The following is a 22,626-nucleotide window of genomic DNA, read 5'->3' as shown; positions in this document are numbered from 1 at the left end:
GCCCTTCTCCCCGTCCTACTCGGGGAGAAGGCCGGCAGGGCGATGAGGGCGGCGCTGACCTCGATAGATTGCGCGGATAGCTTCCCCTCGAGAAACGGAAACACACGATGCAGCCTGACGAAACCTTGCTTCGCCTCGAGGCGATCCAGAAGCGGTTCGGCGGGCTTGTCGTGCTCAACAACATCGACATCGCCGTCGGAGCCAATGAGCTGATCGGGCTGATCGGTCCCAACGGCGCCGGCAAGTCGACACTGTTCAACGTAATTACCGCGCTCTTCACCCCAACCCAGGGCCGTATCCGCTTCCGTGGCGAGGACATCACCGGCACGGCCCCGCATCGCATCTGCCGGCTCGGCATTGCCCGCACCTTCCAGCTGGTGCGCACGTTCCTGACCATGACGGCCTTCGAGAACATCATGGTAGGTGCCGTCTATGGCTCGGGCGGCCGCGTCAAGCATGCGACGGCAGCCGCCGAGGAGGCACTTGAACTGGTCGGGTTGACCGCCAAGCGCGATGTCCGCACCGCGCATATGACGTTGTCCGACCGGCGGCTGCTGGAGATCGCGCGAGCCGTTGCCTCCAGCCCGGGGCTGCTGTTGCTGGACGAACCGATGGCGGGGCTGAACCCGACCGAGATCCAGCGCACGGTCGATGTCATCCGCCGCGTGCGCACAGACAAGGGGGTCTCGATCCTGTGGGTAGAGCACAAGGTCGATGCCATCATGAAGGTATGCAGCCGGGTGATCGTGCTGGACCATGGCGAGAAGATCGCCGACGGCACGCCGCGCGAGATCGTCGCCAACCGCAAAGTGATAGAGGCCTATCTTGGCGAACCGGCTGCTTGACGTCACCAATCTGGAAGTCGCCTATGGCGACGTCGGAGCGCTGTGGGGCGTGTCGATCCACGTCGACGCCGGCAGCATCGTCGCCATTGTCGGCGCCAACGGCGCGGGCAAGACGACGCTGCTGAAGACCATCTCCGGTCTGCTGAAGCCGAAGCGCGGCGAGATCTTCCTCTCCGGCGCGCCGCTGGCCGGCAAGGCGCCGGAGGAGATCGCGGCGATGGGCATCGCGCATGTACCGGAAGGGCGCGGCCTGTTCCGGCAGATGACCGTGCTGGAAAACCTCGAGCTCGGCGCCTTCCAACCCAAGGTGCGGAAGCGCTTCAAGCAGTCGCTGGAGAAAGCCTACACGCTGTTTCCGCGGCTAAAGGAGCGGGCAGGGCAGAAGGCCGGTTCGCTCTCCGGCGGCGAGCAGCAGATGCTGGCGATCGCGCGCGCCACCATGTCGGACCCGTCGCTGCTCATCCTCGATGAGCCGTCGCTGGGGCTCAGCCCGATCGTGGTGCAGCAGATGTTCGCGCTGATCGAGACCTTGCACAAGCAGGGCGTCACCATCCTCCTGGTCGAGCAGAACATCCATCAGGCACTGAAGGTCGCCGACTATGCCTTCGTGCTGAAAACCGGCGAGCTTGCCATGCAAGGCACTGGTGCCGAGCTCATCGCCGATCCCGAAATCCAGAAGGCCTATATGGGCGTCTTGGAGGTGCAATGATGCAGAACATTCCGCCTCCCGAAATCCTGCTGCAGCTGTCGCTCAACGGCGCGCTGGGCGGCGCCATGTACGGCGTTGCGGCGGTGGGCCTCAGCCTCATCTTCGGCACCATGCGGCTGATCTTTCTGGCGCAGGGCGCGATGATCATCCTGTCCGCCTATTTCGTACGGGCGCTGTTCTACGGCGTCGGCATCGACCCTTTCGCGTCGCTGCTGATCGTCGTGCCCGTCGGGCTCGTCGTCGGCTGGCTGGTCTACCAAGGCCTGTTTCGCCGCGCGGCGGCAGCGGAGGACCGCAACATCTCACTCTTGATCGCGGTCGGTCTGATGTTCCTGATCCAGAACCTGATGACGGTTATCTGGGGCGGCAACACCGCGGCCATCGTCACCTCCTACACGGCGAGCGGCATCGAGATTTTGGGCGTGCGCACCTCCTTCACCCGCTCGATGGGCTTCGTGATTGCGCTCGCCGGTACCGGCTTGGTGGTGCTATTCCTGCGCAAGACATTGGTTGGTAAGGCGGTGCGCGCGGCCTCCGAGGACATGGAGGCGGCGACGCTGATGGGCATCAGCCCGCACCGCGTCAACGCCGTCGCCTTCGCGATCGGCATCGGACTCGCCGGAGCGGCCGGCGTCGCGGTGGCGACGACTTTCCCGTTCAACCCGTTCGCCGGCTTCATCTTCAGCCTCAAGGCGCTGGTGGCGCTGGCGCTGGGCGGGATCGGCAATGTCGCGGGCGCACTTGCCGGCGGCATCATCCTCGGCCTGATCGAAGCCTATGTGCAGTATTTCATCTCGGGCGGCTGGACCAACGCCATCGCCTACGGCGTGTTCCTGGCGGTGCTGATGTTCAAGCCGGAAGGCCTGTTCAGCCGGCCCTACAAGAAGGCTTGAGCGTCATGATGATGAAAGCCTTGCCGGAACAATTCTGGATTGGGATCGCAATTGCCGTGGTCGCTGCCCTCGCGCTGGTGCCGCTCCTGCCCGGCGCGATCGATTCTTACGCCTTCTCGTTCCTGTTCTTCGTTTTCATCTACGCCACTATGGCGCAAGGCTGGAACCTCGTTGCCGGCTTCGGCGGCCAGATCAGCCTCGGCAACCATGCCTTCTTCGGGCTCGGCGCCTACACCACCGCCATTCTGTGGAGCGGCAATTATCTCTGGGGCACGTTCTATGACGCCTATCCGCGGATCTACTATTTCGACCCGGTGACGATGATGCTGGGCGGGCTGGTCGCGGCCGTCGCCGCCATCATCATCGGCCTGCCGCTGCTGTCAAAGCTGCGCGGCGACTATTTCGCGCTCGGCACGCTCGGCTTCGGCGAGATCATCAAGGTGATGTTCATCAATGGCGGTGATTTCACCGGCGGCGCCTTCGGCGTCGTGGCGCCCGCCGGCACCTTCGATACGCTCTTGCCGCACTATCTGGTCGGGCTCGGCCTGATGGTGGGCACGGCGCTTGCCATCCGCTTGCTGATGCGCTCGCGCTACGGCCTGGCGCTGATCGCCGTGCGCGACGACGAGATGGCGGCTTCGGCCAACGGCATCGATACGCTGAGGGTCAAGGTCGCCGCCTTTGCTGGCAGCGCCTTCATCGCCGGCGTCGCCGGCAGCCTCTATACCTACTACATCTTCCATGTCGGCCCGGACTCCGTCTTCGACCTCGACTGGATGCTTTTGCCGCTGATGATGACGGTGGTCGGCGGCACCGGCACCCTGCTCGGCCCGATCCTCGGCGCCTTCGTCATGTACGCGGTGTTCGACCTGGCGCGCATCGTGGTGCCGGATTACCACCCGGTGATTTCGGGGCTGACCATCATCTTGGCGATGCTGTTCTTGCCGAAGGGGCTGATGCGGAGTTTTGCGGGCAGGGCGCGGACGGCTTGAGGTCTGGGTACAGCCCTGTTGAAGCGTCAGCGCTGCAAGTCGGGAGTGAGAGCCCTCGAAAAATTATGGAAGGTGAGGATACAATGTGCCTCATACGGGCGCAAAACAATTTGCTGTATCCGATAAAGGTACGGCTAACAGCACCTTCCTAATGCACCACCATACGCACTCGCTCCCGCAAATCTCTCGGCGCCACGTCATACTTGCTTCTGAACGCCCGCGAAAAATGTGCGCTCGAATTGAACCCGCAGGCAAACGCGATTTCCGAGATGGAGGCTGAGGCGCGGGCGGGCGACAGCAGCTCCTGCTTGCTGCGCTCCAGCCGCCTATCCCACACGAACCGCTCCAGTGTGGTGCCTTCGCCTTCGAAGGCGCGGTGCAGATAGCGGCGGGAGCAGCCCATGTGGCGGGCTATGTCCTCGGCCGACAGGTTTGAGCGCGCCAGGTTGGCGTCGATATAGGCGACGATGCGTTCGCGCAGCGCTTCCAGCGGCGAGCGGCGGAAGTCCGGCGCCGTCGGCTTTGCCTGGATCAGTCCGTTGACGAGTTGTATCAAGCTTTCTCCGACACGGCGGCAGCCGGCCTCGTCGAGCTTGTGAGCGGTGCCGATCGCCATCTGCATCAGACCGGAAACGATATGGGTGAGGCTGTCGTCGTTGCCGGGCAACGGCACCGGCGCCGAGAGCCGCGCCAGCGTCCCGTCGCCGAAGGTCGAGCGCGGCACCTGCAGGATGAGCTGGTCAACATCCGACAGGTTTTGCAGCGAATAGCTGCGCATTGGATCATAGATGATCGCAGCGCGTGGGCCGAGATCGACCGCGACCTCCTGCTGCTCGAAGCGGCTGTGACCGCTGAGCTGCATCAGGATCTTGATCGCGTCGGGATCGAAGCTGCGCCAGAAGGTACGGTCGCTGACGACCAGATGCGACTTGGCCTTGATCTCGGAAAGCCGGCAGGAGCCGAGATGCACGGAAACGAGCTTCGGCAGCGACGGCGCCTCGCCGCGTGAGAAACGCTGGGTGATCGGGCCGAACAGCATCCGCGACGCAGATAGGAAAGCCTCGCCGTCGGCGACGCTCACGTGGTGGGCGATCATAGTCTCCTCCACATTCTCGTTGTTCCCGTCTTGTCGCGGGATTGTGACGCAGCGGCAGCGCCACGTCATCCTTAACATGATAAGCATCTTTGCCGCAACGGCGGAGGTGCTTCACGCCGCGCCGGACGAAGTCGGCCGGCATCCTGGTGTCCGCGTTACTGAAGGGCCCCATGCCGCTGCCGTGCGGAAAGGCCCGATCTTGCGGTCGAGCCGTTTCAAAGGCCGGTACCCGGTCGCCGTCGGCGAGATAGCCGTGCACGTCGGCGCGATAGCCGGTCCGCTCGGTGGCCAAGCACTGGAAGACACATTCATCAGGGCGTCCATGCCGGCACAGGGAAGGCGTTCCGCCTCGGTCTATTCGACTTCGGACGCGCGAGCACGGCCAGCAGATCGCCGCCGTTCTCCTCGGAGGACCCTTCATAGGTCCTCCGGATCAGATCGAATTGGCGCTCATCTCAGCCCCACTTCATCTCGCCCTTCGCGACCTTCGAGCCGATGTCGAGGGCGACGCCCATGCCGAGGCCTGGGAAGCGGGCCTCCATCGCGCTCTTCAGCGCCGCGGCGTCCGCGGCCTTGGCGAGTTCCTGCTCGAAGGCCAGAAGATAGGTCTTGGTGTATTCGACAGCGGAGATGTCGACCGGCGACTCAGGCGTCATGTGCCCCGGCACGACGACGGTCGGTTTGCGCGCTGCGATCTTGTCGAGATTGGCAATCCAGACCGCGCGTGATTCCCTGGTCGGGGTGTCGGCGGTCCAAACATGAACGCCGGCGAAGACCAGGACGCCGCCAAACACCGCGTTCAGCGAGGGCGCCCAGAGATAGCGGCGATTAGCGAGGCCCTCGGCGGCGACGAACTCCACCGTCTCACCATCCACAGTCAGTGACGGACCGTCAAACGCATCGGGCAGGACGATGTCGGCCAGCGTCTGCGGACCGTTCTCCTTCAGTTGGGGTCCCCATACATCGAGCTTCTTCTTGACCGACGCCTTGATCGCGGCAACCGTGTCCGAGGCGGCGACGACCTTGGCCTCGGGGAATGCCTCACGCACCGGCTTCAGGCCGAAATAGTAGTCCGGGTCCGACTGGCTGACATAGATCGTGGTCAGTTTCTTGCCGCTGGCCTTGATCTCTTCGGCCAGCGCGCGGCCGTCCGGATAGGTGAAGCCGCCGTCGATCAGCAGCGCCTCGGTGGCGCCGGAAAGCAGGACGGGGGCGCGGAAAAAACCGTTTGGGCCGGCCGGGAAATGCTTCCAGGCAAGTCCGGTTCCAGCCGCACGGCCGATATCGGCAGGGGCGAAGACGGCAGCGGCGCTGATGGCAAATGTGGTTTTCATGACTTGTCTCCTCGTAAGCATGTGGGTGTCCTCTCGGATTGGATGGCGCTGAAGAAATCGGGGTGCGCGCGATATTGAGATCGAGTCGGCCGGGTCCAGCCGCCGGATAAATTCAGGAAGCTCAGATAGGGCCGAGTGATCGTGGTGTGGACGATACCGTTCTCGCAGTCCCCGACATGGACCCACGGTCGTCCCGGCAACCTCGGTCCAGACCATGAACACCCCTGGCCGAACTTCCAGCGCCCGGTCGCGGACGGCCTCCGCCTTGGCGAACTTGGCCGCCTCCGGAGGCAAGCGCATGAAGGTGCCTCGGCATCGAACTGCAGATGGAAGGCGAGGTCGCCGAAGCGAGCCTCGTAGACGTGGCCCATTGCGGGAAAAGCCTCGATCGTCACTCTGCTTTTCCTCCTGCGCGGACCCGGTTGCCCGACGCACAGAAGGATGGACCGTTTCGATTGGACGATAAATATCGATGAATTGGATTCAATGTGAGGTATAAGCGCACAATCGGAGCAGGCGAGCATGGAAGCGATCAACCTCAACAGACTGGCGTACTTCGCGGCCGTGGTGGACATGGGCTCGTTCACTCGCGCGGCCGATCGGCTAGGCGTCAACAAGACAGTCGTCAGCCAACAGGTTGCGCGGCTTGAAGCGGAATTGAAGACAAGCCTGCTGCTGCGCACGACGCGCAGGGTCGAGCCGACCGAGGCAGGCCGGCAGCTTCACGCGCGATGCGTGATGATCCTGAGCGAGGCAGAAGAGGCCTTCGCCGAACTTGCCCAGACCAATGCTCAGCCGTTGGGCGTACTGCGGATCACCGCGTCCAACGATTACGGCGCGATCACCGTCGCGCCACTGGCAGCCGAGTTCTGTCGAATCTATCCGGCATGCCGGGTCGATCTCATCCTCTCGGACGCCAGGATGGATCTGGTCGCCAACCAGGTCGACCTTTCGATTCGCGTAGGTTGGCTTACCGACTCCAGCCTGCAGGCGCGCCGGATCAGCTCATTCCGGCAATTTCTGGTCGCCGCGCCCGACATAGCCGGAGACTTGTCCCCGAGCGAGCCCGAGGAACTGTCCGGCCTCCCCTTTGTCGCGAATGTCGCGCTGAAGGAGCCGCTGGTGTGGCGGTTTACCCGGGGGGATCATGAACTGCGGACAGTCCGCATGAAGCCCGGCATGACGATCAACAGCACCCCGGCCGTGCTGGAGGCAACCCTAGCGGGCGCCGGTATGTCGATCCTTCCCGATTTTCTTGTCGGCGATCATGTGGCGGCTGGCCGGCTGGTGCCGATTCTACCTGCCTGGACGCTGCCTACCGGCGGCATCCATGCCGTGTATCCGGCCGGCCGGTTCCGCCCGCCCAAGGTTGCACGGTTCGTCGAGATGCTTTCTCAGAACGGCAGGCAGCGGCCTCGAAACCTCTTCCGCAACGGCTGATGTCTGCTCGCGGGCGTCGTCTCGCCACCGTGTACAGCGAAGTCGCCCCGAGTTCCTCTTTCGAGAAAGTCCGTCCAACGCCCTGAGCGTGTTCCGACCAGCCGGTCGAACCGATCGGAAACTGATCTTTGGGCAGCAGAAATCTGACCGCCGGCTATATGAGCCGCTCGCGGCATTGCGCGAGCGTCTTCGCTCTGCGGATATCCGGGCGGAGGGCAGCCGCTCGTTCCGCCCGATTTTGCGAGATTATGGCGCAAGGGCATGCCCGATGCATCCGTCGCGGAGATGCAAGGCTAAGGTTCGCCGGTGAGACGCGCCGTGATCAACCGTGCTGCCTTGATTGCTGCCCTGCCCTGTGTGGCTGCGGTCGCGTCGTCGACGCGTGAGACGGGCGAAGCCACCGCCAAGGTGCCGATCGGCTGGCCGTCAGCGCCGAGGATCGCCGCGGCGATGCTGTGCACGCCTTCCTCATAGCCCTGTGCGCTGCGAGAGTAATCGCGCGTGGCGGCAAGCCGTATCGCCTCCACAACCTTGTCCGGCCGCGTCACCGTATGCCGGGTGAACACCTGCAGCGGCTTTTTGAAATAGGCGCCGACCACATCCGGGCTTGAAGCGGCCAGGAAGGCGACGCCGGACGCTGTGCCGTGCAGCGGCAGCACCTGGCCAACATCGACATTGACGCGGTTGGCCTTGGTGGAAAGCTCAACATGGACGGTCAGCAGCGCCCCGGCGCTGAATTCCGACAGATGCACGGTCTCGCCGGTTTCGAGCGAAAGCTCTCGCGCCACAGGCGCCGCGACGCGGACGAAAGGGAAATGTGCGTCGCGAATGCGGGCCAGCCGCGACAGGCCGGCGCCCAGCCGGTAGCGGCGACTCTTCGGCTCCTGCTCGATCAGCCGGTGGTTGGAAAGCGCTAGCAGCAGGCGCCTTGCGGTGGCTTTGTCGAGACCGGCCTTGCGGGCGAGGTCGGAGAGGCCGATCTCCGGTTCACCCACCGTGAACAGCTCCAGCAGCGAAACCGCCTTGCCGACTGTGCTCATTATCGATTCTCCGAGATACTTCGCGTGTGAATTAACTTGACAGCAGCCGACCCGCCTTGCAGTCTATAACATACAAAATGCTGGTTCAAATAGTGAACCAGATTGGAACGCGCGCGCCCCAAAATAATCGCGCGGCAGGGAGAGTTAAGCGCTGTGATGGCTGCCAGCAGAAGCGATTCGCATTCAACGACCATTGGTGAGCTGCTCGACCGCGAGCAGGCGCGCTTCAGTGACACGCATCCGCGCTCAGCGGCGGCCTGGGAAGAGGGCAAGCAGCGTTTCCTCTATGGCGGACCCTCGCACTGGATGCGGCGCTGGGCCGGCGGCTTCCCGGTTTATGCCGCGTCGGCCAGCGGCGCCCATATAAGAGACATCGACGGTCACGACTATGTCGACTTCGCCCTTGGCGACACTGGCGGCATGTGCGGCCACGCGCCGGAGGCGGTGACTTGCGCCGCACTGCGCCAGTTGCAGAACGGCACAACGATGATGCTGCCCACGGAGGACAGCCTGTGGGTTGGCACTGAGCTGCATCGTCGCTTCGGACTGCCCTACTGGACGCTGACCACCTCGGCCACCGACGCCAATCGCGGCGCCATCCGCATCGCCCGCATGATCACCGGCCGCGACAAGGTGCTGGTTTTTTCCGGCTGCTATCACGGCAGCGTCGAGGAAGCGCATGTCGAGATCCGCGACGGCCGTGTCGGCCTGCGCAACATGATCCATCCCAACGGTGTCGACCATTCGGCCGTATCGAGGGTGGTCGAGTTCAACGATGTCGCTGCGCTCGGAACGGCACTCTCGGCTGGCGACGTCGCCTGCGTGCTGACCGAGCCGCTGATGACCAATTTCGGCATGATCCCGGTCGCCGACGGCTTTCATGACGCCCTGCGCGAGATCACCCGCCGCACCGGCACGGTCTTGATCATTGACGAGACGCATACGATCTCCAGCGGACCCGGCGGTTATTCGTCCGAGCATGGGCTGGAGCCGGACATTCTGGTCGCCGGGAAGGCCATCGCCGGCGGCATTCCGGCCGGCATCTTCGGCGTCTCGCAGGCGATCGCCGAGCGGTTGTGGGCCATCGTGCCGATGGTCAATCCGCGCGTGCGCCAGTCGGCGCATCTCGGCATCGGCGGCACGCTGGCCGGCAACGCACTCACCGTAGCCACGATGCGCGCTGTGCTGGAAGAGGTGCTCACGCCCGCCAACTTCGAAATCATGATCGGCAGAGCCTCGCGGCTGGCGGAGATGGCACGTGGCATCATAAACGCCAATAAGTTGCCGTGGCATGTGACGCAGATCGGCGCCCGCGCCGAGATCATGTTCATGCCCGATCCGCCGCGGAACGGCGCCGACGTCATCGCCGGCCGGCGCGGCGATCTCGAGACGCTGCTGCACGCCTTCTACATGAACGAGGGCATATTGGTGACGCCCTTCCACACCATGTTCCTGATGTGTCCGGCGACGACCGAGGCCGATGTCGACCGCCACGCCGAGGTCTTCACCCGTTTCATTGATCTCGTGCGTGGCGCCGGAGTCGTCTGAGCGATGGCGAAACCATTCGATCTCAGCGGCAAGGTGGCGCTGGTGACCGGCGGCGGACGCGGCATCGGTGCTGCGATCGTCACCCGCTTCGCCGAGGCCGGTGCTAGTGTCGTCATCGCCAATCGAACGTTCGATATGGCAAAAGCGCTGGCCGCCGAATTGTCCGCCCGCAAGCTTGATGTGCGTGCGGTTCCGCTTGCTGTGCTCGACCGCGCCAGGCTGCACGCACTGGTCGGCGACATCGTACGTCAGGCGAGCCGGCTCGACATCGTCGTCCACAATGCCGGCGGCTGTCCCTGGGCCTCGATTGAGGATCTTGACGAGGACAAGCTCGATGAAGCGCTGGCGCTTAACCTCAAGCCTTGCTTCTGGCTGGCGCAGGCAGCAGTGCCGGTGATGCGCAAGAACGGCTTCGGCCGCATCCTTGTCACCTCTTCAGTGTCGGCGCGCTTGGCGATGGCCGGCGGCGCGCATTACTCGGCCGCCAAGGCCGGCGTCAACGCCTTCATTCGGGGTGCCGCCTTCGAATTCGCGCGCGACGGCATTACCGTCAACGGTGTCGAGCCGGGCTTCATAGCCAAGCCGGGCAGGGGCACGATGAGCGCGCCGGAAGTTGCCGGGCGCCTCGGCCAACACATCCCCGTTGGCCATCTCGGCGAGGCGGACGACATTGCCTATGCCATGCTCTACCTCGCCTCGGAGCAGGCCAAATACACTACCGGCCAGACGATCGTCGTCGACGGCGGCTCAACGCTGCCGGAAACCGGCTTCGCCGTCGAGCGCCATTGGGGGCTGACATGAGCCGATGCCTCGAAGGCCGCAAGGCGCTGATCACCGGTGCTGCCACCGGAATGGGCCGCGCCACTGCCGAATTGTTCGGCCGGCACGGCGCCGAAGTCATCGCCTTCGGCCTCGGCGGTGAGGGACTGGACGGCGCCGTCAAGGCGAGCGGCGGTGCCGCCGTGCTCGGCGACATCACCAGCGCAGACGATGTCGCACGTGCTATCGACGCCTGCGGCGGGTGTCTTGATATCGTCGTAAACGCCGCCGGAGTGATGATCCTCGACGAGCCGGAGAGCCTGAGCGATGAGACCTGGGCGCGCAGCTTTGCGGTCAATGTGACGGGCGCCATGATGGTCTGCCGCGCCGCACTGCCGCTCATGAAAAAGCGCGGCGGCGCGATCGTCAACATCGCCTCCGTCGGCGCCTTCAACGCCAGCGGCCAAAATGCCGCCTATTCGGCCAGCAAGGCAGCACTCGTCTCCTACACCCGCTCGCTCGCCTTTGCACATGGCCCCGACGGCATCCGCGCCAACGCGTTGGCGCCTGGCTGGGTGCGCACGCCGATGAGCGTCTACGAAATGGAAGTGGCGGCAGCGGCCAACGGCTCGACGCCCGACGAGGAGTTCACCGCGCTCACCGGCCGTATTGCGCTCAGGCGTATCGCCGAACCGTCTGAGATCGCCAACTGCTGTCTGTTCCTGGCTTCCGATGCCGCCTCCTTCGTCACCGGTGCTGTGCTCGTCGCCGACGGCGGCGGCCGTGCACCAACGCAAAACAGGGCAGTGTGATGCGACCTGACCAGTGAGGGTTGTCACAGGCGAATGGCCAGGATACCGGCGCTCTGATAAGCGGCGCCACTTGTCTCACGCTGCTGCCTCTACCGACATTCAGATAGGGAAGACCGCGTTGATTTGCCCCGCCGCGCTTTTGGCTGCAATTCAGGCAGCCACGATGGCGCCAACGGTCGAACAGGCCAGGACTTGCCTTACACCCGCGTTCATAAACACCCAGAACGCGCGGCAATGGCAGGAATGGTCGATATGGTCGCGCGGATTGCCGTGCGAATACATGCACAACGCGCGTTTCGCTTTGCCTTCCGCGGTAATCGAGGCATCTGAACAGAAAGCATATCCGACAATATTGCCGCGGACTGCCTTCCGGACGCCCACATAGGTGAACAAGTACGCTCCCGTGGTGAACCCGACCCAAAGCGCTTCTCCCACTGGCGAAGAGACTGCACCATCAAGGTCCGGTGTCAAACACCCAGTTTCGAACCGGCTCTCAGACCGCCTGCTGCTTGAGCCGCATGTTCTCGCGGTACAGGCTGATGTGGTCCTTGAAAATACCGCCGACATAATCCTGGAAGGTCGGCAGCGTCGCGATGTCGATGGCGGCGCCCTTGGCAAACCAGGCGATGATCTCGTCGGATTCCGTCATATACTGTCCCGGCGTTAGCTCGACAGTTGGAAAGCCGACCTTGGGCAGGTGCGCGGCGAGCTTCTCTGTGATCTGGCACTTCTCTTTGCTGCCCTGTTCGACCAGCCGGATGTCGACCTGGTCGAGCAGTCTCGCCTCAAGCAGGCACACGCGAACCTTCATGCAGAACGGGCAGCCATGGAGCAGGTAGACGATGGGCTTGAACACGGTATTGGTCATGGCAAATGCCTTTTGCCGGATGCACTGCGGGTTGGCCGTGGGGCGGCTATGCGCGCTCGAATATGCCGCCGCATGACCCCGTTCGGCCGCCGGCGTTGCAAGCGCACCGGCAGGCCGATATTCAGACATGCGGAATGATCAAGCCAAAACAGCGATTTCCGCTGCGAAGTCGCGATAGGAGCGCAGCGGGCGACCCAGCATGCCGGTCAATCGATCAACATCCCCTGCCTCAGGGACCATGCCAACCACAAGGAAGCGCTCGGCCATGAGACGCATGTCGAGCGCCATCCAGCTCGGTGCGTAATTTCGGAGGTTTTGCTCGAACCCAGCGGTATCGTCGCCGCCATAGTGGATCGTCCGCCCAAGAACATTCGACCAGATGGCGGCGACATCGGCACCGGTCAGCGTGTCGGGACCAACGACATTGATCCGCTTGAGAGGAAGCGGCTCGCTTGCCTGCTCACGGCGAACCAGCTCGATGGCTGCGATCTCACCGAGATCGCGCGCGTCGACCATCGCGATGCCTTTGTCACCGATCGGCATCGGATAGACACCGTGACCGAGCACCACGTCCTTCACCGAATAGTCGTTGTTGATGAAGTATGCAGGCCGCAGGATGGTGGCGTTGAAGCCCAGCTGCTCCAGCATGCGTTCGACACTGAACTTACCGGCGAAATGCGGCACGTTCACGTAGATGTCGCTGTGAAGCACGGACAGATAGACGATCCGCTTGATCCCGGCCTCATGGGCCAGATTGAGGGCGATCAGCGCCTGGGTAAACTCGTCGGGCACCACGGCGTTGAGCAAGAACAGGGTGGACACGCCCGAGAAGGCCGTGCGCAGCGCATCGACGTCAAGCAGATCGCCTTCGGCGAGGGCAACGGCGGCTGGTAAATTGGCCTTCGAGGGATCGCGGACGAGCGCGCGCACATTAGCGCCGCGCTTGATGAGCTGATCGACGACATTGCGGCCGACGGTTCCGGTTGCACCGGTGACGAGGATAGTCATGTGGTCACTCCTGCTTTTATCAGATCGTTAGCGCTATTTAAGAGTCCACAAACGCACCGGAAGCTGCCATTTGTAGACACCCTGTCTCACTGGTGGAACACATGGACCTGCTCGCCCTAGCCGACTTCAATCTGGTTGCACGTCATGGTGGATTCGGGCGAGCCGCGCGCGCCACAGGGCGCCCCAAGGCGACGCTCTCGCGGCGCGCCGCAGAACTGGAGAATAGCTTGGGCCTACGCTTGTTCGAGCGCGGGGCGCGTACCCTGAAGCTCACGCAGGAGGGAAAGGACCTGCATGAGCGAACCAGTCGCTTGCTGACGGAAGTGGAGGAGACGGCCGCAGCGATTGCGTCGGGAGACCGGGAACCGCGTGGAAATTTGCGGATCAGTGCACCGTTGCTCTTCTCTCAACTTGCGATGGGTAAGCTGGCGGCAGGCTTCTCGCTCAAATATCCCGACGTTATCCTTGAAGTCACGACCGAAGACCGTGCAGTCGACATGGTCGAAGAAGGGTATGACCTGGCCATTCGCGTCAATCCGCGTTCCGATGAAAGCCTGGTGGGACGGGTCTTCATGCGTGATCGGCTTGTGATCGTGGCGAGCCCGCAAGTGGCGAGACCGCGAGACGGAGACGCCGCTCCCGCTGTCGTGCGGAGCTCGGACAGAGGACTCTCGTTGTGGAATATCAAACCGGACACGGGGCCGACGACGATCGCGTTCACCCCGGTGCTCAGCCTGTCGTCGATCATCATGGTTCGCGATGCGGTCGTCATGGGCGTGGGTGCGGCACGGTTGCCGGTATCGCTCGTGAGTCATGATCTGGCCGCCGGCACGTTGGTGCATTGGGGGGACGTGGATGGTCCCGATACGGCACTGTGGACGCTCTACCCGTCGCGGCGCCTGTTGAATGCCCGCGTTTCCGCCTTTCTCGACCATCTGAGAGGAGCGTTCCCAAAAGGAACTCCCGACGAATTGGCAGCGTTCATTCGGATTTGAAGCCGCCACGGTTACCTTCTGTCGGCCAACGCCATCACCCACGTCGCGGGCCAGCTTGATCCAATAACGCAAGCGACGACCGCCAGAAGGTGGCTGCTGCAGTCCGATGAACTACAGCAGCCGACGCATCAGCCCGCAAGCCGCGGATAGTCCGTGTAGCCGGCCGCGCCACCGCCATAGAAGGTGGATGGATCGGGCTCGTTGACGGGCGCGCCCAACCGCAGACGCTCGACGAAGTCGGGATTGGCCAAAGCCCAACGGCCGATCGAGGTCATGTCTGCCTGGCCCGAGACGATGTCCTGGTCCAGGGCTTCGCGTGTGCGGCCAAGCCGCAGCACCATCAGGGTCGTGGGCCACGCACGGCGGATGTCGGCGAGGAACTCGTCGCCCCCGCCATACATCAGATGGAGATAGGCCAGCTTCAGTGGTGCCAGCGCGGCGACCAGTTCGCGATAGAGCGCAGGACTCTCCGGACCTTCATCAAGCCCGCCCAAAGGCAGGCCTGGCGAAAGGCGGATAGCGGTGCGATCGGCGCCGATCTCATCGGCGACAGCCTGCGCCACTTCGACGGCGAACCGAATGCGGTTAGCGATCGGCCCGCCATAGGCGTCGGTCCGGTGATTGGCGTTCGGCGCAAAGAACTGATGGACGATATAGCCGTTGGCGCCGTGAATCTCGACGCCGTCGGCGCCGGCATCGATAGCCAGCCGCGCGGCCCGCCGGAAGTCCTGCACCGTGGCGGCGACTTCCTCGGTCGTCAGCGCGCGCGGCTCGGGGATGGGCTGCATGCCGCTCGCAGTGAACATCTGCTCACCGGGCGCGACGGCCGATGGGGCGACGGGCTGACGGTGATGCGGCGTGTTGTCCGGGTGCGACATGCGGCCGACATGCATGAGCTGCAGGAAGATCTTCGCGCCTTTTGCGTGAACCGCATCGGTGACCTTGCGCCAGCCGGCGACATGTTCGGGTGCGTGGATCCCCGGCGTCGCGAAATAGCCCTGGCCATCGGCCGAGGGTTGCACACCCTCGGTTATCAGCAGGCCAAGGGAGGCGCGCTGGGCGTAGTATTCAGCGGCGTGCTCGCCCGGTACGCCGTTGAACTCGGCACGGCTGCGAGTCATCGGGGCCAAGGCCAGGCGGTGGGGCAGGTCCATTTGGCCCACGCGGACCGGACTCCAGATAGTCGTCATGATAAACTCCTTGAAAGTTGAAAACTTGGTGATCAGCGGGTGAAATCAGCGACGATCTTGCCGGGTGCGTGGCCGGTGCGATTGCGCTCGATTGCGGAAGCCAAATCATCGAAGCCCACCACGTCGGCGATCGTCGATCGCAGGGCGCCGACGGCGACCTGCTGGGCGATCGCGGTCAGGCGCGCGGTATCAGGTTTGTTCGATAAAAAGACGCCGCGGCGGCCTGGCGGCGTACGTGATGCGAGGTCCGTGGCGGCGATGCTTACGAGAAGGCCATCGGGCGACAGGACTGCCCAGGAGCGGTTCACGACCTCACCACCGACGAGGTCGACGACGAAATCGATGTCGCGCGCAAGCAGCTCGAAGTTCTGCTGCCGATATTCGATCACCTCGTCCGCGCCGAGCGCCCGGACATGTGGCAGGCTATTGGTCGAGGCCGTGGCAAAGACCGTCGCTCTGGCCGCCTTGGCGAACTGGACGGCAAAGCCGCCCACGCCGCCGGCTGCGCCATGGATCAGCACCCGCCGTCCGGAGAGGTCGAAATCCGCCGCCTGAATGACATGCCAGGCTGTCATCGCCGCGACCGGAATGGCCGCCGCCTCCACGTCGGACAGTGATGCCGGCGTCAGGACGAGCTTCTCGGCGTTGATGACCAGATGGTCGGCGTAGGCTCCGACGCCACCGATGGCGGCCATAACCCGATCCCCGGGCTTCACGCCTGTGACGCCGGGGCCGGTCCGAAGCACGACGCCGGCCATTTCGATGCCAAGCGTCGCGGGCAGGGTCAGCTTGAAGCGCTCGCGGAGGTAGCCTTCACGGATTTTCCAGTCGATACCGTTTACCGCGGCGGCCTTGACCGACACCAAGACCTCGCCCGGACCCGGCTCGGGCGCGGATACGCTATCGACTGTCAGCGATTCGGGGCCGCCATAGGCTTGAAGACGTAAGGCTCGGCCGGGGGCAAGCGGTTCGGATGTGGAGGCCCCGCGCTTGAGATCAGCGGATTGGATCATGTAGGTTCTCCTTCTTGGCAGAAGGTATGCGTTCGAAATCCGCGCCATAAGTCATCGAAATAAGACAGTCTGTCTCGCTGGAGAGACACCTAATGGCCTTCCGGCGTCTCCAATTTCGTATTTGTGGCCTTATCCGTACGGTGCTTTTCGGCCAGGCGGAAAAGCGGTCGGCCGACGGCGACCTTGTAGCGGCGCGTGATCGGGCTCGTCGATCATCAGCGCCAGGATCAGATGGGCCATGAGCCAGCTTCGGACGAGCCGCTCATCGCGTGCAGGAAGCTTATGGGTGCCCATGCCGCTCTTGAGCCGCTTGAAGGCGAGTTCTGCCAGTGTCTCGATCGAATACTAACCATAGCCTTCGGCCGGGTCCGCAGAGTGCACAGCCGCCGATCTCCATTGGCCGTCGGGCGCCCGTCCTCAGCCGGCGTGATATTCGAGCATGATGTCGATCAGCGCTCTGACTTTGCGTGGCGGGAAGTCGCCGGGAGGACGCACCACATAAAGCCCTGCCGCGACCACCGTGTGGTCGGCAAGCAGGGGGATGAGCGCACCGGAGGCGATGTGGGGCTCGATCAGGAAATCCGGCAGGGCCGCCACGCCGAGTCCGGCCAGCGCCGCCGAAAGCAGCGCTTCGCCGTTATCCGCCTTGAAACGACCGTGAGGATGGACCGCGATCGTTTTGCCTCCCTCGACGAACCGCCATGCTTCGGTCCCCTGCAACAGGCACTCGTGATCCGCGAGTTGGCCAAGCGTTTGCGGTGCCCCATGCCCGGCGACATAGGCGGGGCTGGCGACAAGCATGCCGGATATGGGCCGAATGCGTCTGGCGATCAGGCTCGAGTCAGGCAGAAATCCCGCCCTGATTCCCGCGTCGAAGCCCTCGGAAATCAGATCCACGAAACGATCGCTGTAGGCTGCATGAACATGCAGCAAGGGATGGCGTCGAGCGAGTTCGGCAAGAACCGGGGCGACAAGCCTCGGCCCGCCAGACAGGGGCGCGGCGATACGCAGCAGCCCGCGCACCGCGCCATCGGGTGCTATCGCATCCTGTGCCGCCTCGAACTCGCCGAGGATGCGAGTGGCGTGGTCACGGAACGTCGCGCCGGCCTCCGTCAAGGCGGCGCCGCGAGTCGTGCGAGAGAGCAACTGGCTTCCGAGCGTTTCCTCCAGCCGAGCCAGTCGGCGGCTGACGACGGATTTTGCGACGCCCAGCCGCCGCGCGGCAGGCGATATGCCTCGCCCCTCCGCGATCTCCACGAAAGTCCTGACGTCTTCAATCTCCATCGCGTTCCGCTTTCAGCAACAATCAATCGCAAAACCGGAGGCTACCTTAAGCCGTCAAGGAACGCCATCCTTTGTGGGTCAGTTCATCCGGCATAGCCGCGCCGGACCAACCCCATGGAGAAATAGATGAGCGTGCAAGACGTGTGGAAATACGAAGAATCTGCGCTGGTGCTGATCGACTACCAGCCGGAAATGTTCAGCCAGATCCGATCCGAAACGCCGGCCAACCTGGTCGAGCTCAACGTGCGGCTACTGATCAGGGCTGCACGGGCTTTCGACATGCCCATTATTCTCTCGACGGTCGGTGCAAACATGGGTGTCAACGGCCTCACGGTTCCGGCGATCCTCGCCGAACTGCCCGGCATCGAGGTGATCGATCGCTCGACAATGAACTCGTGGGAAGATCCGGCCTTTCGCGCCGCGGTCGAGAAGACCGGCCGCAGACGGCTGATCATCGGCGCCCTCTGGACCGAGATCTGCCTTGCTTTCCCGGTCATCGATGCGCTCAAGGACGGCCATGACGTGGCTTTCCCGGTCGACGCCGTCGGCGGTCGGTCGCAGCTTGCCCACAGCACGGCGATCCAGCGGCTCACTCATGCCGGGGCGGTCCCCAGTACGGCCTTGGCTGTCGTTACCGAACTCTTCCGCGACTGGGCGGGGCCGGTGTCCGACAAGGCCCGCGCGCTGGTGTACTGGTATTACGAGGAGCTTGCGAAGCTGCAGGGTCCGGCCGCAAAGGCCGCCTGAAGCGCCAGGCCGAGCACGGTTGGAGCGGCGGGGAAGCCTCTGACAGGGCCGATTTTTCCCGCCTGTTCCACCGGCAGCACCGACGAGCCCCGCATAGTCGGCTCTCCCGCCGCCAATTTCCCTATTTTCGAAAAGGACGATCAAAATGAACACTCAAACCGGCGCCGTTCGCGGCCCCATCAATCGTTGGAGCCTGGCGCTGTGGATCGCACAGGCGCTCCTGGCTCTCCTCTATCTGGCAGCCGGTGGCGCGAAACTGACACAGCCCATCGACGCGCTCGCCGCGAGCATGAGCTTCGTCACCCATGTACCGGAAGCCGTCACACGGCTGATCGGCACTCTCGAAGTGCTGGGCGCTGTCGGTCTCATCCTGCCGGCCGCGACGCGGATCAAGCCCTGGCTGACGCCGCTGGCGGCTGTCGGGCTTTCACTCATACAGGTGGGGGCGATCATCACGCATGCGCTGCTCGGCGAGACGGCCAAGATGCTGCCCATCAACCTGACGCTGCTCGCCTTGTCCTTGTTCATTGCCTGGGCCCGGCTGCGGAAAGCCAAGATCCCGGCTCGCTGAGCATGGCGAGTCACGAAGAGGGTAGGCCGGCCCGCCACTCGCGGATCACGACCCCTTGACGCAGACATCTACCGACATCGAGCCCCTGGAGCTTCAAAATGCAATTCGGAATCTTCTCTGTCAGCGACGTAACGCGCAACCCGATCACAGGCGTCACGCCGAGCGAGGCGCAGCGGATCGATGCGATCGTCAAGATCGCGAAGCGGGCGGACGAGGTCGGGCTCGATGTCTTCGCCATCGGCGAGCACCACAACCCACCCTTTTTCTCGTCCTCGCCGACGACTCTGCTCGCCCATATCGCCGCGCAGACGCAGCGCATCATCCTCAGCACCGCCGTGACGCTCATCACGACCAATGACCCGGTGAAGATCGCGGAAGACTACGCGATGCTGCAGCATCTCTCGAAGGGGCGGATGGACCTGATGCTCGGCCGCGGGAATACAGTGCCGGTCTATCCCTGGTTTGGGCAGGACATGCGTGACGGCGTCGCACTGGCGCTCGAGAACTACAATCTGCTCCACAAGCTGTGGCGCGAGGACGTTGTCGATTGGCAAGGCAAATTCCGGACCCCGCTGCAAGGCTTCACGTCGATCCCGCGTCCGCTCGACGACGTTCCTCCCTTTGTCTGGCACGGCTCGATCCGCACTCCGGAGATCGCCGAGCAGGCGGCTTTTTACGGGAACGGCTATTTCGCCAACAACATCCTTGCGCCCAACCTGCACTTCCTGCCGCTGGTGAACTTCTACCGCGAGCGGTTCGAGCATTACGGACACGGCACCAAGGAGCAGGCCGTCGTCGGGCTTGGTGGCTATGCCTTCATCGCCAAGCGCTCGCAGGACGCATACGGCCGATTCCGGCCCTATTTCGAAGGCAGCCCCATCTACGGAAAGACCTATCGGCTGGAAGAATATTCGCGCGATACGCCGCTCAGTGTTGGCAGCCCGCAGGAGGTCATCGACAGGACGCTGAGCTTCCGGGAAGCCTTCGGCGACTACCAGCGGCAACTCTGGGTTCTCGACGCCATGGGATTGCCGCTGGAGATGGCTCTCGAGCAGGTCGAGCTGCTGGGCACTGAGGTGGTGCCCGTGCTCCGCAAGGAGATGGCGGCGCGACGCTCGCCGGGCGCCGCCATAGCCCCGACGCACCGGAGCCTGGTGGAAGTCAAGTATGGAGACCAGGCGCCGCGCCAGCCGCGTCCGAATGCCAATCGCGGAGACAACCTGACGGATGTCCGGCCGTATCACGATACTGACGAAAACGTTACAGCGCGCGCCCCGCTGGTCGCGGGGCAGGCCGCCCGGTCCGGCAATGTCGCAAAGCGGTAGGCCCCCGGTGGTGTCTTCAGGGAAAGGATTAGAGAGATGACGAAGACCATCGAGAACAGGGGGAAGCCCGTGCGGCTCGTCGTCGTGAACGCAGGCGTAAACGATCCCTCGACAACGCGGATGCTGGCCGACCGCATCGCACAGAAGAGCATCGAACATATCACTGGTACGGGAAAGACCGCCGTCCTTAGCGTCATCGACCTGGCTCCGCTTGCAGTCGATATTGCGCGTGCCGTGGTGGCCGGATTTCCCGAGGCCAAGGTGCAGTCCGTAATCGAAACGCTTGCCGGCGCGGATGCCGTCGTTGCCGCCACGCCAGTCTACAAGGCCGGTGTCAGCGGGCTGTTCAAGTCGTTCATCGATATCCTCGACAACGATTTGCTCATTGCCAAACCGGTGATCCTCGCCGCGACGGCCGGCACCGCTCGCCATGCGATGGTCGCGGACGCGCAGATGCGCCCGCTTTTCGCGTTTCTGCGCACTTTTCCCGTGCCGACGTCGATCTTTGCTGCCCCGGAAGATTGGGGGTCGCCGGAGCTCGGCGGTCGCATCGATCGAGCTGCTACCGAGCTCACCCAGTTCCTGTTGAGTGGCACCAGCCGATCCATCGCGGACGCGGCATGGAAAGGCTATCAACACCAGTTCGCAGGCAATGCGGCGCGCGCGGAGCGCAGCGCTGCCGATGTCAATTTCGACACCGATCTGATGAAGCTGGCCGCAGGAGGGACGGCTGTAGAGCGGATGATCGTCAGAGGCTGAGGGAGCTGAATTTCCTTGCCCAATCCTTTGGCCTAGTTATCGCTTGCGGCCGCATCTGCATGCACAGGAAGAAGATCAACGTCTCGACCGTGCTCGCCGGTCAGAGGCTGGGAATCAAGGAGATCGACGACGGCATTTGGCTCGTCAGCTTCATGCATTACGATCTCGGGTATATCGACTTGGAACAGAGGACCTTGCAGACCATCGACAACCCGTTCGGCACGAGGTTGTCACCCATGTCTTAAGTACAATCTGTTACCCATGTCTCCGGGTTGGACAAGGTAGTGATGGTAGCGGGAGAGGGATACCGCCTTTCCCCCCACTCATCGCGCTGCCAGTTCCGACTTCGCTGCAGCGGCTGACGAGGCCGTCCTGGCTACAAATCTGGCGCAAGGAGTGCCTTACCCTCAGAAGGCTCGTGTCAAGCGGCTGTCTATTCCTGCGGGGGGTCGGACCGGCGCCCGCTACTGGTGAAGCCGACGCTGCGTGCCTCGTGCACCTCAGGCAATGTTATGCGATGCGTTTGTGACGTTCCTTCCGGTTCGAATCTGCTCTGTTGTGAAGCCTATAGCATTATAATAGCATAATTCTGATCGAAGGTGGGGAATGACGCATGCGATGCGATTTGAGAGGTAAGACAGCGCTGGTCACTGGTGCAGCGGGAGCGATCGGCAGCGCTATCGCCAAACGGCTGTCCGACAATGATGCTGCAATCGTTGTCGCCGATATCGACATGGAAGGCGCCGAGCGCGTAGCGGCAACCCTGAGCAGCGCGATGGCCTGTGCCGTCGACATCCGCGATCCGGCTTCGGTGGACGACGCGATCGCCGCCACCATGGCGCGCTACGGCCGCCTCGACATTCTCGTCAACAATGCCGGCGTCAACACACTGGCGCACCGCGTCACCATCAATGAATTTCCAGTCGAGGAATGGGATCGCATCACCGGCATCGATCTCGACGGCCTCTACATCATGAGCCGCGCGGCGCTTGTGCCGATGCTTGCCGCCGGCAGAGGCGGCCGCATCGTCAACATCGCCTCGGTGGTCGGCTTGGCGGCGATGCGCCTGCAGAGCCCGTTTGTCGCCGCCAAGGCCGGCATCATCCACCTGACGCGCTCGATGGCGATTGAACTGGGCGAAAAGGGCATCCTGACCAATGCGATCGCGCCGGGTTCAGTGATGACAGCGCTCACCGCCAAACTGTTCTATGGCGAGGACGGCAAGTTCGCCGGACGTACCGAGGAGTTCCTCGCCCATGTGCCGCTTGGCCGGCCGGCCCGGCCGGAGGAGATCGCCGAGGCGGTGCTGTTCCTTGCTTCCCCCATCGCCAGTTATATCAACGGCCAGGTGCTGGCCGTCGATGGCGGCTGGACAGCAGGATACATGATGTGAGTGCG

General features: G+C 63.5%; 23 protein-coding genes and 1 pseudogene. 15 read left to right on the top strand and 9 right to left on the bottom strand.

Annotated elements, in window-relative coordinates; translation table 11 throughout:
- The first annotated feature begins 107 nt into the window (after nucleotides 1-107).
- Genes NKJ81_RS00320 through NKJ81_RS00305 form a run of 4 tightly spaced genes read left to right on the top strand, consistent with a single transcriptional unit; the run spans nucleotide 108 to nucleotide 3,439 of the window.
- Nucleotides 108-845 (top strand): ABC transporter ATP-binding protein, encoded by a 738-nt coding sequence (locus tag NKJ81_RS00320; protein ID WP_352539271.1) that lies wholly within the window; start codon nucleotides 108-110, stop codon nucleotides 843-845.
- Complete coding sequence (locus tag NKJ81_RS00315; RefSeq protein ID WP_502893727.1) at nucleotides 826-1,554, top strand: ABC transporter ATP-binding protein; 729 nt, start codon at nucleotides 826-828, stop codon at nucleotides 1,552-1,554. The genes NKJ81_RS00320 and NKJ81_RS00315 overlap by 20 nt, the downstream gene beginning before the upstream one ends.
- A complete protein-coding gene (locus tag NKJ81_RS00310) occupies nucleotides 1,551-2,447 on the top strand; it encodes a branched-chain amino acid ABC transporter permease (RefSeq protein ID WP_352469658.1) in 897 nt (298 codons plus the stop codon). Before NKJ81_RS00315 ends, NKJ81_RS00310 begins: the two co-directional genes overlap by 4 nt.
- A 5-nt stretch (nucleotides 2,448-2,452) precedes the next feature.
- Complete coding sequence (locus tag NKJ81_RS00305) at nucleotides 2,453-3,439, top strand: branched-chain amino acid ABC transporter permease (protein ID WP_352469659.1); 987 nt, start codon at nucleotides 2,453-2,455, stop codon at nucleotides 3,437-3,439.
- A 148-nt stretch (nucleotides 3,440-3,587) separates the two neighbouring features.
- On the opposite strand, the gene NKJ81_RS00300 is transcribed toward NKJ81_RS00305, so the two are convergent.
- Together NKJ81_RS00300 and NKJ81_RS00295 are read right to left on the bottom strand one after the other, a co-directional pair.
- On the bottom strand, nucleotides 3,588-4,535 hold the full coding sequence (locus tag NKJ81_RS00300) for a helix-turn-helix domain-containing protein (protein WP_352539270.1): 948 nt from the start codon (nucleotides 4,533-4,535) through the stop codon (nucleotides 3,588-3,590).
- 455 nt (nucleotides 4,536-4,990) lie between these two features.
- Entirely contained in the window at nucleotides 4,991-5,890 is a 900-nt protein-coding gene (locus tag NKJ81_RS00295) for an MBL fold metallo-hydrolase (protein WP_352539269.1), read from the bottom strand.
- Between the two features lie 501 nt (nucleotides 5,891-6,391).
- Here NKJ81_RS00295 and NKJ81_RS00290 point away from each other — a divergent pair.
- The gene (locus tag NKJ81_RS00290) at nucleotides 6,392-7,309 is read left to right on the top strand and encodes a LysR family transcriptional regulator (RefSeq protein WP_352539268.1); all 918 of its coding nucleotides are present in this window, start codon (nucleotides 6,392-6,394) and stop codon (nucleotides 7,307-7,309) included.
- A gap of 293 nt (nucleotides 7,310-7,602) precedes the next feature.
- Here the strand turns inward: NKJ81_RS00290 and NKJ81_RS00285 are convergent, their stop codons facing one another.
- Nucleotides 7,603-8,349, bottom strand: a complete 747-nt coding sequence (locus NKJ81_RS00285; protein ID WP_352539267.1) for an IclR family transcriptional regulator — start codon at nucleotides 8,347-8,349, stop codon at nucleotides 7,603-7,605.
- 156 nt (nucleotides 8,350-8,505) lie between these two features.
- Between NKJ81_RS00285 and NKJ81_RS00280 the strand changes: the two genes are divergently transcribed.
- The 3 genes from NKJ81_RS00280 to NKJ81_RS00270 are packed head-to-tail and all read left to right on the top strand — an operon-like array spanning nucleotide 8,506 to nucleotide 11,468.
- Nucleotides 8,506-9,897 carry a transaminase gene (locus NKJ81_RS00280; RefSeq protein WP_352539266.1) on the top strand — a complete coding sequence of 464 codons (1,392 nt, stop codon included), beginning with the start codon at nucleotides 8,506-8,508 and terminating at the stop codon, nucleotides 9,895-9,897.
- Between the two features lie 3 nt (nucleotides 9,898-9,900).
- On the top strand, nucleotides 9,901-10,698 hold the full coding sequence (locus NKJ81_RS00275) for an SDR family oxidoreductase (RefSeq protein ID WP_352539265.1): 798 nt from the start codon (nucleotides 9,901-9,903) through the stop codon (nucleotides 10,696-10,698).
- Nucleotides 10,695-11,468 (top strand): SDR family NAD(P)-dependent oxidoreductase, encoded by a 774-nt coding sequence (locus NKJ81_RS00270; protein WP_352539264.1) that lies wholly within the window; start codon nucleotides 10,695-10,697, stop codon nucleotides 11,466-11,468. The genes NKJ81_RS00275 and NKJ81_RS00270 overlap by 4 nt, the downstream gene beginning before the upstream one ends.
- A gap of 150 nt (nucleotides 11,469-11,618) precedes the next feature.
- On the opposite strand, the gene NKJ81_RS00265 is transcribed toward NKJ81_RS00270, so the two are convergent.
- The 3 genes from NKJ81_RS00265 to NKJ81_RS00255 all read right to left on the bottom strand — a co-directional run bounded on the left by NKJ81_RS00265 (nucleotide 11,619) and on the right by NKJ81_RS00255 (nucleotide 13,344).
- Nucleotides 11,619-11,861 (bottom strand): hypothetical protein, encoded by a 243-nt coding sequence (locus NKJ81_RS00265; RefSeq protein ID WP_352539263.1) that lies wholly within the window; start codon nucleotides 11,859-11,861, stop codon nucleotides 11,619-11,621.
- 100 nt (nucleotides 11,862-11,961) lie between these two features.
- Complete coding sequence (locus tag NKJ81_RS00260; protein WP_352539262.1) at nucleotides 11,962-12,336, bottom strand: glutathione S-transferase N-terminal domain-containing protein; 375 nt, start codon at nucleotides 12,334-12,336, stop codon at nucleotides 11,962-11,964.
- Nucleotides 12,337-12,474: 138 nt separating this feature from the next.
- Entirely contained in the window at nucleotides 12,475-13,344 is an 870-nt protein-coding gene (locus NKJ81_RS00255) for an NmrA/HSCARG family protein (RefSeq protein ID WP_352469670.1), read from the bottom strand.
- 101 nt (nucleotides 13,345-13,445) lie between these two features.
- Between NKJ81_RS00255 and NKJ81_RS00250 the strand changes: the two genes are divergently transcribed.
- A complete protein-coding gene (locus NKJ81_RS00250) occupies nucleotides 13,446-14,339 on the top strand; it encodes a LysR family transcriptional regulator (protein WP_352469671.1) in 894 nt (297 codons plus the stop codon).
- Nucleotides 14,340-14,467: 128 nt separating this feature from the next.
- Here NKJ81_RS00250 and NKJ81_RS00245 read toward each other — a convergent pair whose 3' ends face one another.
- From NKJ81_RS00245 to NKJ81_RS00235, 3 genes are all read right to left on the bottom strand, one after another.
- On the bottom strand, nucleotides 14,468-15,529 hold the full coding sequence (locus NKJ81_RS00245; RefSeq protein ID WP_352469672.1) for an alkene reductase: 1,062 nt from the start codon (nucleotides 15,527-15,529) through the stop codon (nucleotides 14,468-14,470).
- A 32-nt stretch (nucleotides 15,530-15,561) separates the two neighbouring features.
- Nucleotides 15,562-16,590, bottom strand: coding sequence for an NADP-dependent oxidoreductase (locus NKJ81_RS00240; protein WP_352539261.1), 1,029 nt, complete (start codon nucleotides 16,588-16,590; stop codon nucleotides 15,562-15,564).
- A 369-nt stretch (nucleotides 16,591-16,959) separates the two neighbouring features.
- Complete coding sequence (locus NKJ81_RS00235) at nucleotides 16,960-17,826, bottom strand: LysR family transcriptional regulator (RefSeq protein WP_352539260.1); 867 nt, start codon at nucleotides 17,824-17,826, stop codon at nucleotides 16,960-16,962.
- A gap of 126 nt (nucleotides 17,827-17,952) precedes the next feature.
- Between NKJ81_RS00235 and NKJ81_RS00230 the strand changes: the two genes are divergently transcribed.
- The 6 genes and pseudogenes from NKJ81_RS00230 to NKJ81_RS00205 all read left to right on the top strand — a co-directional run bounded on the left by NKJ81_RS00230 (nucleotide 17,953) and on the right by NKJ81_RS00205 (nucleotide 22,621).
- Entirely contained in the window at nucleotides 17,953-18,573 is a 621-nt protein-coding gene (locus NKJ81_RS00230) for an isochorismatase family protein (protein ID WP_352539259.1), read from the top strand.
- Between the two features lie 145 nt (nucleotides 18,574-18,718).
- The gene (locus NKJ81_RS00225; RefSeq protein WP_352539258.1) at nucleotides 18,719-19,144 is read left to right on the top strand and encodes a DoxX family protein; all 426 of its coding nucleotides are present in this window, start codon (nucleotides 18,719-18,721) and stop codon (nucleotides 19,142-19,144) included.
- 98 nt (nucleotides 19,145-19,242) lie between these two features.
- Nucleotides 19,243-20,469 carry a CE1758 family FMN-dependent luciferase-like monooxygenase gene (locus NKJ81_RS00220; RefSeq protein WP_352539257.1) on the top strand — a complete coding sequence of 409 codons (1,227 nt, stop codon included), beginning with the start codon at nucleotides 19,243-19,245 and terminating at the stop codon, nucleotides 20,467-20,469.
- 36 nt (nucleotides 20,470-20,505) lie between these two features.
- On the top strand, nucleotides 20,506-21,228 hold the full coding sequence (locus NKJ81_RS00215) for a CE1759 family FMN reductase (protein WP_352539256.1): 723 nt from the start codon (nucleotides 20,506-20,508) through the stop codon (nucleotides 21,226-21,228).
- A 32-nt stretch (nucleotides 21,229-21,260) separates the two neighbouring features.
- Nucleotides 21,261-21,473 (top strand): annotated as a pseudogene (locus NKJ81_RS00210) (hypothetical protein); the annotation flags it as partial.
- Nucleotides 21,474-21,853: 380 nt separating this feature from the next.
- Nucleotides 21,854-22,621 carry an SDR family NAD(P)-dependent oxidoreductase gene (locus NKJ81_RS00205; protein ID WP_352539254.1) on the top strand — a complete coding sequence of 256 codons (768 nt, stop codon included), beginning with the start codon at nucleotides 21,854-21,856 and terminating at the stop codon, nucleotides 22,619-22,621.
- Nucleotides 22,622-22,626: the final 5 nt, after the last annotated feature.

The organism is Mesorhizobium sp. M0018 (assembly GCF_040323955.1).
Taxonomy (GTDB): domain Bacteria; phylum Pseudomonadota; class Alphaproteobacteria; order Rhizobiales; family Rhizobiaceae; genus Mesorhizobium.
This window is presented reverse-complemented; position numbering and strand designations above follow the sequence as displayed.